At 39.9% G+C, this 12,962-nt stretch carries 11 protein-coding genes; 8 read left to right on the forward strand and 3 right to left on the reverse strand.

What is annotated here, in order from left to right; translation table 11 throughout:
* Positions 1-169: 169 nt before the first annotated feature.
* Both CWB62_RS06545 and CWB62_RS06550 read left to right on the forward strand, forming a co-directional pair.
* Positions 170-1,003 (forward strand): AAA family ATPase, encoded by an 834-nt coding sequence (locus CWB62_RS06545; protein WP_138529422.1) that lies wholly within the window; start codon positions 170-172, stop codon positions 1,001-1,003.
* A 61-nt stretch (positions 1,004-1,064) separates the two neighbouring features.
* Positions 1,065-1,919, forward strand: coding sequence for a hypothetical protein (locus CWB62_RS06550; protein ID WP_138529420.1), 855 nt, complete (start codon positions 1,065-1,067; stop codon positions 1,917-1,919).
* 29 nt (positions 1,920-1,948) lie between these two features.
* On the opposite strand, the gene CWB62_RS06555 is transcribed toward CWB62_RS06550, so the two are convergent.
* From CWB62_RS06555 to trhP, 3 genes are all read right to left on the reverse strand, one after another.
* Positions 1,949-2,182, reverse strand: a complete 234-nt coding sequence (locus CWB62_RS06555) for a hypothetical protein (RefSeq protein ID WP_138529418.1) — start codon at positions 2,180-2,182, stop codon at positions 1,949-1,951.
* A gap of 432 nt (positions 2,183-2,614) precedes the next feature.
* Positions 2,615-3,007: a hypothetical protein gene (locus CWB62_RS06560; protein WP_138529416.1), complete on the reverse strand. Its 393-nt coding sequence runs from the start codon at positions 3,005-3,007 to the stop codon at positions 2,615-2,617.
* Between the two features lie 1,082 nt (positions 3,008-4,089).
* Positions 4,090-5,478: a prephenate-dependent tRNA uridine(34) hydroxylase TrhP gene (gene trhP, locus CWB62_RS06565; RefSeq protein WP_138529414.1), complete on the reverse strand. Its 1,389-nt coding sequence runs from the start codon at positions 5,476-5,478 to the stop codon at positions 4,090-4,092.
* 228 nt (positions 5,479-5,706) lie between these two features.
* Between trhP and ndk the strand changes: the two genes are divergently transcribed.
* From ndk to hisS, 6 genes are all read left to right on the forward strand, one after another.
* Positions 5,707-6,138, forward strand: coding sequence for a nucleoside-diphosphate kinase (ndk, locus tag CWB62_RS06570; RefSeq protein ID WP_008111339.1), 432 nt, complete (start codon positions 5,707-5,709; stop codon positions 6,136-6,138).
* 183 nt (positions 6,139-6,321) lie between these two features.
* Positions 6,322-7,455, forward strand: a complete 1,134-nt coding sequence (gene rlmN, locus CWB62_RS06575) for a dual-specificity RNA methyltransferase RlmN (protein WP_006793574.1) — start codon at positions 6,322-6,324, stop codon at positions 7,453-7,455.
* A gap of 115 nt (positions 7,456-7,570) precedes the next feature.
* On the forward strand, positions 7,571-9,442 hold the full coding sequence (pilW, locus tag CWB62_RS06580; protein ID WP_138529412.1) for a type IV pilus biogenesis/stability protein PilW: 1,872 nt from the start codon (positions 7,571-7,573) through the stop codon (positions 9,440-9,442).
* Entirely contained in the window at positions 9,439-10,299 is an 861-nt protein-coding gene (locus tag CWB62_RS06585; RefSeq protein ID WP_138529410.1) for a RodZ domain-containing protein, read from the forward strand. The genes pilW and CWB62_RS06585 overlap by 4 nt, the downstream gene beginning before the upstream one ends.
* A 5-nt stretch (positions 10,300-10,304) precedes the next feature.
* Positions 10,305-11,423 carry a flavodoxin-dependent (E)-4-hydroxy-3-methylbut-2-enyl-diphosphate synthase gene (ispG, locus tag CWB62_RS06590; RefSeq protein WP_138529408.1) on the forward strand — a complete coding sequence of 373 codons (1,119 nt, stop codon included), beginning with the start codon at positions 10,305-10,307 and terminating at the stop codon, positions 11,421-11,423.
* Positions 11,424-11,680: 257 nt separating this feature from the next.
* Positions 11,681-12,961, forward strand: coding sequence for a histidine--tRNA ligase (gene hisS / locus CWB62_RS06595; protein ID WP_138529406.1), 1,281 nt, complete (start codon positions 11,681-11,683; stop codon positions 12,959-12,961).
* The last annotated feature ends 1 nt before the right edge of the window (position 12,962 follow it).

A 12,962-nucleotide genomic window follows, 5' to 3' on the forward strand; every position in this document is an offset into this window, starting at 1 on the left:
GGAGGCCTTACTTTATAGGTTTAATTCACACAAATTTTCTACGTTTAAAAACACGCTTAATAAAAATAAAAAATAAATTGGATAATTTTACATAAACCGCAATTAGTTCGTTCTTCGACATCCTATTTAGAAATTCCGAAATATCGCAATCTCATAGGAGTTTATTAATATGAATGACCAAAAACATAGCCAACAATTTACACAAAGCAGTGAATCAACAAACACACCTAATCCATTACATCAATTAAGAAAAGCCGATAGCGTGCTTAGTATTGTTCAGGCCGATATTCCTCAACCATGCATCATTGTACCTTCGATATTAACCGCCGGAGAGGCTACGCTGCTTGCTGCCGGAGCTGGCTCTGGAAAAACCTATATATCTCAGTATATCGCAGCGTGTGTTGCTGCTGGCACTACTAGTTTTGGTAATGAGCCGTGCGAAGCTAAAAAAGTTTTGTATATTGATGCTGAATTAGGTTTGCATCAGATACAAACACGTTTTGCCAATATTTTTAACGCGATAGGCGCTGGGCCTGGTGACCAATTATTTAGAGTAATTCATAGAAAAAGTATTCCAGGAGGAATGCCCGACCTCGCAACACCTGACGGTTTTGATGCACTCGTCAGTGATATTGAATGGGCCGATGTAGTGATTTTCGATAACCTATCCGCACTGTATACATCCGCAGAAGAGCTCAATCAAAACGACTGGAACTACTACAACAAATGTATTGATGCATTACGAAACGAAGGAAAGTCAATTTTGATACTGCACCATACAGATAAAACAGGCAAAAACTACCGAGGCCATACCGAGATTGCGCGTGCTGTTGATAACGTGCTCATTGCAGCAAAAGATTTAAAACTGAGTACTAACGCAGTGACTGTGGTTGATATAACGCAGTCTAAATCACGTAACGGCGCCAGTAGTGAAAAGCTTATGAGTATCGCGTTTGGTGATGTATATAACGATGGGCAATTTTTGATGATTCGCGCTAAATAAGCAGTCAATTTCGCATACTCGGGAGTTATATAAATTATGACTCCTGATTAAGTGAACTCAAATGCAAAAAGATAACGACTATGCTCACCAATACGCCCGCTATTTTGACATTGATATGCGATATAACGTAGGTGCTAACAACTATCAAAAGGGGGTAAACCGTACTGCTCTAACAGTCCTTATTGCGGTCAGGTTTTCTATTGTCGCGCCAGTGATTATTCGCTGGTTCTATAATATTAGTCAACCTCAAGCGCTTGCCCATTTAAATAAGTTAGTAGACGAAAAACTGTTAACGATGGTCCCTACACATAGAAGTCCTGATGGGCGGGTCTATATTCCTAGCTACTCAGGAGCTAAATACGCACAAGAGCAAACCAGTATTGATACTTACTTTCGCTCAAAATCAAACCCCGCACTGCAGGTTAACCACAACCACATAATGCACGACCTGATGAATACATTTGTTGCCCTTCGCGGATTACATAACCATACCTCAGACGGCGTTTACAGGCCGCTATGGACAGGATTTTTATCTGAGCCAGAATTTAAACGACTTTATAATCAAAGCAGTGCGCGAATTGTAGACGGTGTGGCCGTATTACCAGATAGAACCGTCGTTGCTATCGAAATTGAAAACTCATTTAAAAGTAAATCGACACGTCAGACTATACTGCTCAAATACCTCGCCTCACTTAAAGCAGGCCACTACCAACAGGTATTTATATTTTCACAATCTACGCAAATATTTGAAGATATAAAAAGATTACACACCCAGTTACTGACAGAGCTCCCAGAGCGCATAAATAAGAGAACCCAACAACCATTCATGACTCACAAAGATGCTGCGTTATTACAATCTGCGATTGTGTATCGCACAAAATTTTGCGATGAAATTACAGCGTTATTCTATTCATAAGAAAGAGCATCAAAATGATGCTCTAGAAGTTAATGGCGATTAGACCACTGCGCAATAATATCCAATGTCAAATGGCTTGCGTAACACGCTAAAATCAATAGTACATACGAGTTAGCTGCCATATCTGTAATTAATGGTATATCACAGACCTTTTTGTAATGAAGCCAACCCGATAACGCAAATGTGTAGCCGCTTATGGAGCACACATCTGAGAGTGTTCGAACTATCACCCCGAACTGCCATTTTATTGGTTTATTTTTCATAATATCTCTTATGTATATGACCTATTTTAATTAGGTATGCACAACTAAGAGGCATTGTTGATATTTCGCATAGAATATCAAAACGGTAAAATTTGAATGTAAAAAAGGAGTGAATATTATTCACTCCTTTTTATTTTTAACCTGTCTACATTAGGTAACTAAGACCGCGCATTCGGGCCCTGCTGCCAAAACAATCGCTATATTGTTTTCTCCCTACATAACCCTGTACGTCATACAGAGTATGAATATTCATTTAAATGCAGTGAATCACCACAAAGGCTCTTCAGGTAGGTAAGCCTGTTTAGCGCCAGGCTCGGTGCAATTTTTTGGAGTAATGAACATGCAGTGTGTAACTTATTTTTGGTTCTATACATATAACTAGTAGCGTTGCAGGGAAATAAAAAAGCGAACCACGTGGTTCGCTAAAGGTTTTTAGGTATTTTCTAATATATCTAACCAATGGCACTCTGTAGCTGCAAAATACTCATTCGGTTTTAGCATAAATAGTTGCTCAAATTCTGCAGTAAACAACCCACAAAATTTTGTTATTTCTTCAATATGTATGAGTAAAAAAGCATACATCTCAATACCTTCCAAATACCTCTCCGAGAACTCAGGATTAGCAGCTAGTAACTGTTGAGAAATACTAATACCCAGCACACTCCCCACGCTATCTCGGTGTAAATAAATGTAATTGGTGAAGCTCAGTTCAAGTTCTTGCTTATCAACAACATCAGCTAGTAGCAAAATTGTTGAACTGTCATCCCACGGTGATTTACTAGCGCGTACATATTGGCGGATGAATTTCGATTGTTTGTCTTTCATGGTTTTCCCTAGTTATTTGTCCTAAAACTAACTAGGCATAAGTGAGGAGAAAAATTGAAAGGTAATAGATAAGCGACGTAAATTTGCAAAACACATCAAAAGCATTAAGGTTAGAGTACTACTTCAAACATTGAGAATTTAAGATGAGTGATTTTATATGGTTATTACCGGCTGCTGTGTTGACGATAATTCTAATTAAGCTTGTTAAACACGCTAAGAAAGTAGATTAAGTAAAAAACTTAACTTTTTTGATATAGCCGACGGTAGTTAAAGTGACCAACAAGTCACTTTAAGGCCCAAAATGCAGCTTAAAAATCCCTAAAAGGCACTTTATGGTCAGGACTAAAAAAGAAAAATCTAAGTTTTACTTTTATTAACTACCAATTCTCTTTTCCAAATTAATTCTATAACCTACAAAACACAAATATAAGATTCAAAGACTCTACAAGTCTAAAATTTCAACTATTCAGTTAATACAATTTGCCTTTTAAGGTTATTTTTAAGATACTAACTAAGTGCTAACGAGTTACGTAAAATCGTAGCACAAGCCATAGCACGACAAAGTAACAAGTTGTTTTTAAAGACTTTAATTGAAAACCTTATAACTGTCACAGTTAATGCATTTGCTATTTATAAGTAGAGCCACTATTAACCTCTTTCATTAATATAATTTATAAAACAAGAATCGGTAGGGGTTTTGTTTTAAGTTCAAGTACCTTTATTAATTGAATGCTTAACTCTGTTTATTTTTTATCACCATTTTTAAAATTATCGTTATGCCGGATAGTTTTAGATTGAAGAGCGCTTGTAATCGTTTCCTTGCAAAACGTTGCCAAATCATTAATGTTGATTTCAGTTTTCAATTTTGGAGTTAAAAACAATGAATGCTTATATATGGGTAATCCCTGCACTCGTACTTACCATAATTTTGCTCAAACTAATAAGTGACTCAAGCAAAAAATAACATAATGAAAATTTAATTTAATAGGCTGCTTCTAAATTAGCTCGAAAATATCTAAGCATTAGTTAATTACTTTAATTGCCCAGTAATACACAGCCTCATTCGTTATTGGGTTTAATTATTAATTAGCCGCGACTTGCTTAAATGGATTTCGGGTATCTTGGTGCTCATCCAAGTTGCGCATCAAAATAGCATGTTCCAAATTTATAGTATTATCTAAACGAATGAAAACAATATGGCCTGAACCTTTGGCATCGGTAATGCTTTCGCCTTTTTTATTTTCCATACTTTCAAGGGTAAAGCTAACATTACCTTTCGGCGTCATTAGCTCTAATGAATGGCCAACACAAAACTTATTTTTTACATCTATTTCAACCAAACCATTAGCATTTCGCCCTAATACCTCACCTACAAATTGCTGCTGATTTGATACAGAGTGACCGTATTCGTAATTTTGATAATCTTGATGAGCATGGCGCTTTAAAAAACCTTCGGTGTAACCGCGGTGAGCTAGGTTTTCAAGTGTTTTAAATAAATCAGCGTCGAATGGTTTACCTGCAACGGCATCGTCAATGGCTTTACGGTATACCTGTGCGGTACGGGCGACATAATAAAATGACTTAGTGCGCCCTTCTATTTTAAGGCTGTGCACGCCCATTTTTGTTAGCTGCTCCACATATTGCACGGCGCGTAAGTCTTTTGAGTTCATGATATAAGTACCATGCTCGTCTTCAAATGCAGGCATATATTCACCCGGGCGACCTTGCTCTTCTAGCATAAAAACATCGTTGCTTGGCGCGCCTTCACCTAAAGTGGGTATAACTGCTTTAGGGTCAATTTTATGCACCATTTCACCGGTTTCATTCTCAGTACCGGGTTTTACATCGTACTCCCAACGACACGCATTAGTGCATGTGCCTTGGTTTGGATCGCGTTTATTTATGTAGCCAGAAAGCAAACAACGTCCAGAATAAGCCATACATAACGCACCATGTACAAATACTTCTAGCTCGGTTTCAGGGCACAGAGAACGTATTTCGCTGATTTCTTCAAGCGATAGCTCACGAGACAAAATCACCCGTTCAATACCCTGTTTTGCCCAGAACAATACACTGGCATAGTTTACCGCATTGGCTTGTACAGAAAGGTGAACTGGCATATCGGGCCACTTTTCAAGTACTAGCATTATTAGACCTGGGTCTGACATGATCAACGCATCAGGTTTCATAGCAATTACAGGTTCTATATCTCGTAAATACGACTTCACTTTGGCGTTATGGGGCGCGATATTTGATACTACATAAAATTTTTTATTTAATGCGTGTGCTTCATTAATACCTATTTGTAAGGTCTCTAAATCAAACTCATTATTTCTTACGCGCAAACTGTAACGAGGTTGCCCTGCGTAGACCGCATCAGCACCATAAGCAAAGGCATAGCGCATATTTTTTAAGCTCCCTGCTGGGCATAATAGTTCTGGTATAAATGGGCTAGATGAAACAGATGGCATGTGCGCTCCCTACAACAACAGGCATTGAGCCAATTGTGTGCGTCATAAATTTAAATATAAAAGCAGAAGCGCGGCAGTATAAATAGCACTAAAAATTTCCCCTTGATCAAGATCATAAAACTGTAATTGAACTGGTTTTTAATAAAATTAGGATTTTTCACTTAAAACGCGTATAATTCGCGCCCGTTAATATTCACACTTTTACTTATAAATTATTGGAGCATAAAGATGGCTTTAGAGCGTACTTTCTCAATCGTAAAACCTGATGCAGTAGCTAAAAACCACATCGGCGCTATCTACAACCGTTTCGAAACTGCTGGTCTTAAAATCGTTGCAGCTAAAATGGTTCACCTTTCTCAAGAGAAAGCTGAAGGTTTCTACGCTGAACACAGCGAACGTCCTTTCTTTGGCGCTTTAGTATCTTTCATGACATCTGGTCCAGTAATGGTTACCGTTCTTGAAGGCGAAAACGCTGTTCTTAAAAACCGTGAAATCATGGGTGCTACTAACCCTGCTGAAGCGCTAGCTGGTACTTTACGTGCAGACTACGCTGATAGCATCGACGAAAACGCTGTTCACGGTTCTGATGCTGTTGAATCTGCTGCTCGCGAAATCGCGTACTTCTTCGCTGACGAAGAACTTTGCCCACGTACTCGTTAATTCGAGTTTCACAGCTAACTCTGTGTTGCAAAGTATGAAAAGGGCTTTCGAGCCCTTTTTTAGTCATTAATTAAAGTATTACTCTGCTATTTATGATGCTTTACTTAATGATTAAAGTGAACGAATTGTGTACAATTTGTCTCTGTAAATTTTATCACCACCGTTACTGATTAAGGTTGTTTCATGACCACTGCGCAAAAAAAGATTAACTTATTAGATTTAAACCGAGATGCAATGCGCGAGCTATTTGTATCTTTCGGTGAAAAGCCATTTCGTGGCGATCAGGTGATGAAATGGATTTATCATTTTGGCGTAGATAACTTCGACGAAATGAGCAACGTGAATAAAAAGCTTAAAGAAAAGCTTAAAGCTGAGTGCGAAATTGTCGCCCCTGAAATCTCAGTTCGCCAACAAGCGAGCGACGGTACAATCAAATACGCATTAGTACTTGAAGGCGGACAAGAAGTTGAAGCTGTGTGGATCCCTGAAAAAGAGCGCGCAACATTGTGTGTATCTTCACAAGTAGGTTGTGCACTAGAATGTACTTTTTGCTCAACAGCACAACAAGGCTTTAACCGTAACTTAAAAGTATCAGAAATTATTGGCCAAGTTTGGCGAGTAGCCAAAGATATTGGCCTAGATGGCAACAGCGAAAAACGCCCTGTTACTAACGTAGTAATGATGGGTATGGGCGAGCCATTACTTAACGTTAAAAACGTAGTACCAGCAATGGAATTGATGATGGACGATTGGGGCTTTGGTTTATCTAAGCGCCGCGTAACATTAAGTACATCGGGCGTAGTACCTGCACTTGATTTATTAAAAGAGAAGATTGACGTAGCGCTTGCTATTTCACTTCATGCACCAGATAACGCACTGCGTGATATTTTGGTACCAATTAATAAAAAGTACCCTATTGAAGAGTTTTTAGCGGCATGTCGTCGATACATTGATGGCTCTAAAGCCAATAAAGACGTAACAATTGAATACGTAATGCTTAATGGCGTAAACGACAGTACCGACCAAGCACACGAACTTGTTAAAACGTTAAAAGGCACGCCATCTAAGGTAAACCTTATTCCGTTTAACCCGTTTCCAGGTAACGAATATACACGTTCAAGCAACAGCCGAATTGACCGTTTTTCTAAGGTTTTACAAGCTGCTGGCATTACATGTATTGTTCGCCGAACTCGAGGTGATGACATTGACGCAGCCTGTGGACAATTAGCCGGAGATGTCGTTGACCGTACAAAACGTATGGCAAAAAAGAAAATGCGCGACGATAACAAAATCTCAGTTAACATCCAACAAGCCTAATTTAGTTAAACTACCTAAAGCCCTCCTGTTAAATCGTTTATTATTAAATAATTGATGCAACATGAGGGCTTTTAGGTAATATAGGCAATATGGACAAAAATAAAGAGATAAGGTAATGCGATCTATACTTGCTATAACACTATCGGCACTGGCTTTAAGTGGCTGTGTTACCGAAAGTAGTTATAACGGCAGTAATAAGCCCGTTGTCAAAAATAAAATCAATAACGCCGGGGCAGCACGCACGCGAATAGCTTTAGCCTTACAGTACCTAAAAACAGGTAATAATTCACAAGCAAAATACAACCTAGAACGCGCAGCTGAATTCGCTCCCAACTTACCTGAAGTTCATTACTCTATGGCGTATTATTACCAGCAAGTAGGTGAAAACCCATTAGCCGACAGAGCCTATCAAAAAGCACTAGATATAAAACCAGATGACCCTAATACACTTAACAACTACGGTGTATTTTTGTGTGGCATTGATGAATACGACCGCGCCACCGACCAATTTTTAAAAGCCATTGAAATTCCAACATATATCCGTGTTGCCGAAAGCTACGAAAATCTAGCGTTATGCGCTATTGAATTTGACGATTTTGAAAACGCAGAAACTTACTTCAAGCAAGCGCTTAATCACAGCTCTCAACGAACCTCAACTCTTATAAGTTTAGCGGCTTTGTTTTATGCAAAAAGTGATTTATACAAAGCAAACGACATTCTTAAAAAACACGACGACACAGGTCGAGTATCGTCGCGTGCTTTGATGCTTAGCTATTTAGTAAAAAATCGTATGGGCCGAATAGAGGAAGCCGAAAAGGTAGCAAGCACCCTTTTACAAACCTACTCTACTAGTAACGAAGCGTATGCAATCAGAGAGCAACGAACACGTTTTAACGAATTTGAAATGCTGCGTGAAAAATACCGTAAAGCCAAACTAAATGAGCTAAAAGCTGATGCAGATAGCACATATATAAGTGCAAAACCAAAAATAAAAATAGTCAGAAAAAAAGCACCTACTCAAGATGACACAAAAAGCCTGATCATTAAACAACCAGCGCAAGTTAGATCTGTAGAGCCTGAGCAAAACACGCAAGACGCGAATCCAGTCATAGCAAGAAATGATTCAAGCATAAGCGCTGAAAACACTGTTGCTGAAGTTTCAGCAACACCAAAAATGGCTTCAAAAAAAGCCACAACTAAAACGGCAGTAACAGCAATTGCTGAACAGCCAGAACAAGCTGAAATAAAGCAAGTTACACCTACGGGGCCATCAACAGATACATCTGCGGTATTACTTGCTTTAACAACTGAACCCAAAGCACCAAATAGACCTGAGACAGTTATTGAAAAGCCCGCCACTAAGCCTAGTACAGCACCTGCAACAGTGGCAGCTAAAGTAGCATCAGCACCACCAAAAGAAGAGGTGAAAATTATTTCTTTTGGGGCGCCTAAAACGGCTAACTTTAATTCACCTCAAACAAATCAGCCAGCAGTCACGGCAAATACTACCGTTGCCAATAACGAATCAAATGTTGTTTTTTACGAAGCCACTAAAAACGAAGATATTTTTGAAACGAGTGATTACCAAAGCGGTAATGATGTTACATTTACAAACTTAGCGTCAAATAAGCAAACCGCATTACCGATGTTAAACCCTAAAGTGGCAGCATTACGTGTGCCTTTTCATATTATTGAGTTTGGTGAAAACCTATTTAGCATTTCGGTGCGATACAATGTTAAACTACAAAAACTCCTGCAATGGAATGGATTAAAAGAGTCGGATCGGGTAATGAATGGCAGCAAAATTTACTTAAACGATCCTAATATTTATTACGAAATTAAATCTGGCGACTCCCTTTACGATATTGCTACCCAGAAGCAAGTATTAATTGATGAATTAATGCGATGGAATAAATTAAGTCCTGATATAGAGCTAAAACCAGGACATAGACTTTTACTAGTGGATCCAGACTCATACTTATTATGAATGAAGAAAAAACGCAGAGCGAACAGCCTACCGTAGGCCAAATTCTAAAAGCACACAGAGAGCAAGCCAAGGTAAGCATTGAAGCCATTGCTAAACCGCTAAAGCTCTCTGAATTTCAAATTAAACACCTTGAAAACGATGAGTTTCAAGCGTTAGGACCTATTACCTTTGTAAAAGGGTACATAAAAAACTATTGCCGCGAATTAAAGGTAGATAGCACACCAATATTAGCCATGTTGCCAGCGCCACCAGAGCCAGCAAAACCAGCTAACATGCAAAGCTTTTCTCGTCGTACAGAAAAAGAAGCCAGCGATAGCCGTTTAATGTTAGTGACCTACATTATATTGGCCATCGTTATTGGCTCGTCTGCATTATGGTTTTGGCAAAACGCTACCCCCATAGAAGAGCAAACCACAAATATAAATATTGGCAACACTATAATGAGTGAGCGCCAAGCAATTCAATCAACAAATATTGAACAGCAAAAATCGGCAAACGACGCTGAGGAGTTACGTCAAGAGTCTATTGAGCAAAGTACAGACTTAACAAATGACGAAATAACACAAACACTTGACGAACAAACCCTAGAGTCAGATACGGGTAAGGCCAACATCAGCACAATAGAAATGCTATTCAATGACGAAAGTTGGGTCGAAATACACGACGGCGAAGGGGAAAAAATAGCCTTTGGCGTTAAAAAAGCAGGTTACAGAATGACTGTTTCTGGCACACCTCCTTTTGCTGTTGTGCTTGGTAAGCACAATGTAGTTAACATTACTTTAAACGGTGAGCCAGTGGATATCTCGGCTTTTCCTAAAAACCGTTTAGCCAAATTTACCTTACCATTAGCAGAGTAGTCGCTATGTTTTCAGAATCTCCTATCAAACGCAGAAAATCCACCCGTATTAATGTAGGCAATGTGCCTATTGGCGACGGCGCACCTATTGCAGTGCAATCGATGACCAACACCGACACCATGGATGTGGATGCAACCGTTGCACAAATACAAGCAATTCAAGACGCAGGAGCCGATATAGTTCGTGTGTCAGTACCGACTATGGACGCAGCAGAAGCGTTTAAAAGTATAAAAGAGCAAGTCAGTATTCCCCTTGTTGCCGATATTCACTTTGATTACCGCATAGCCTTAAAAGTGGCAAAATATGGCGTAGATTGTTTGCGCATAAACCCAGGTAATATAGGCAGCGAAGAGCGTATTAGAGCCGTTGTTGATTCAGCTCGCGAACATAACATTCCAATTCGTATTGGTGTAAACGGTGGCTCGTTAGAGCGTGACTTGCAAGAAAAATATGGCGAGCCAACACCCGAGGCATTACTCGAATCAGCAATGCGCCATGTAGATATATTACGCCGTCTTGATTTTGATCAGTTTAAAATATCGGTAAAAGCGTCAGACGTATTTTTAGCTGTAGGCGCATATCGTTTGCTTGCTAAAGAAATAGAACAACCTCTACATTTAGGGATCACCGAAGCTGGCGGCATGCGCTCTGGCTCGGTTAAATCGGCCGTTGGTTTAGGTATGCTACTTGCCGAAGGCATAGGCGATACGCTACGTGTATCACTCGCCGCCGACCCGGTACAAGAGATCAAAGTAGGCTTTGATATTTTAAAATCGCTGCGCATACGCTCACGCGGTATTAACTTTATTGCCTGCCCAAGCTGCTCACGCCAAGAGTTTGATGTAGTGAGCACCATGAACCAATTAGAAGAACGCCTTGAAGATATCATTGAGCCTGTTTCTGTTTCAGTTATTGGTTGTGTAGTAAACGGCCCAGGCGAAGCCCTTGTTAGTGATATTGGCCTTGCCGGTGCAAACCGTCGCTCAGGTTTATACATTAATGGCGAACGCCAAAAAGCACGTATAGATAACAACAACATTGTTGAGCAACTAGAGGGCTACGTTCGCGATTTCATCGATAAAAAGCAAAGCCAAACCCCTATCGATGTAAAAATAGTCGAATAAATAACGTATTAACCGCCAAGCACTCGTGTTTGGCGTTGACCTTTATAATAGATTTACCCAAGCATTCACAAAATACAGAGTTCAGCGCTTCATCGGGCTTTATATCAAAGTATTACTTTTAATAATGGTAATTTCTTTTAATTCCAACGACGCTCGCATCTTGAGGTCGTTTGGGTATATAATATTGGGTCAATTTTTAGCATTCTTGTTGTGTAAGCATTTTTTTATTACACATAAACAGTATTTAGGATTTATCAGTGGCAAAACAAATTCAGGCAGTTCGCGGTATGAACGATTGTCTGCCGGGCGACACGCAAGTTTGGCAGAAAGTAGAAAACATTTTACGCGAGACAGTAGCTTCGTTCGGTTATCAAGAAATTCGTTTTCCTATTGTAGAATCAACCGATCTATTTAAACGCTCTATTGGTGAAGTGACCGATATAGTAGAAAAAGAAATGTACACGTTTGCCGATCGCAATGGTGATTTACTAACTCTTCGCCCAGAAGGCACCGCAGTGTGTGTTCGTGCTGGTAACGAAAACGGCTTATTGTATAACCAAGAGCAACGTCTTTGGTACATGGGCCCTATGTTTCGTCATGAGCGCCCGCAAAAAGGCCGTTACCGTCAATTTCACCAATTTGGTTTAGAAACCTTTGGCATTGCCACAGCCGACATTGATGCAGAAGTTATTTTACTAACAGCACAGCTTTGGGAAGCGTTTGGCATTACCGAGCATGTGCGATTAGAGCTTAACTCATTGGGTTCTAATGAAGCTCGTGCACAATACCGCGATGCGCTTGTTGCCTACCTTGAACAACATACCGACGTGCTTGATGAAGACTCAAAACGCCGCATGTATTCAAATCCATTACGTGTGCTAGATAGCAAAAATCCAGACGTACAGGCAATATTAGTTGATGCACCTAAACTGTCAGAGCATTTAGATGCTGAATCAAAAGAACATTTTGAAAATTTATGTGAACGTTTAGACGCAGCTGGCGTCTCATACACGGTTAACGAAAAATTAGTGCGCGGTTTAGACTATTACAACCGCACAGTATTTGAATGGGTAACCGACAGCCTTGGCGCGCAAGGTACTGTGTGTGCTGGCGGACGCTACGATGGCTTAGTTGAGCAACTTGGTGGAAAAGCAACCCCAGCAGTTGGCTTTGCAATGGGCCTAGAGCGCTTAGTGTTGTTACTCCAAGCACTTGAATGTGTTGGTGACATTCGCCGTAATGCTGATGTATATTTAGCGGCCATGGGCGACAAAGCAAGTATTCAAGCCCCGATTATTGCGTCTGAACTACGCCGTGATGTGGCTGGCCTTCGTGTGATGGTTCACGCGGGTGGCGGAAACTTTAAAAAACAATTAAAACGTGCCGATAAAAGCGATGCACTTGTTGCCGTAATTATTGGTGAAGATGAATTAGAACAAGGCGTGGTGACCATAAAGTATTTACGTGATCGTAAAGAACAAGTCACATTAGAATTAGAACAAGCTAAAGCGCTACTAGCTGAGCTTATAAACGGCTAAG

Source organism: Pseudoalteromonas sp. S408, assembly GCF_005886645.1.
Taxonomy (GTDB): Bacteria; Pseudomonadota; Gammaproteobacteria; order Enterobacterales; family Alteromonadaceae; genus Pseudoalteromonas.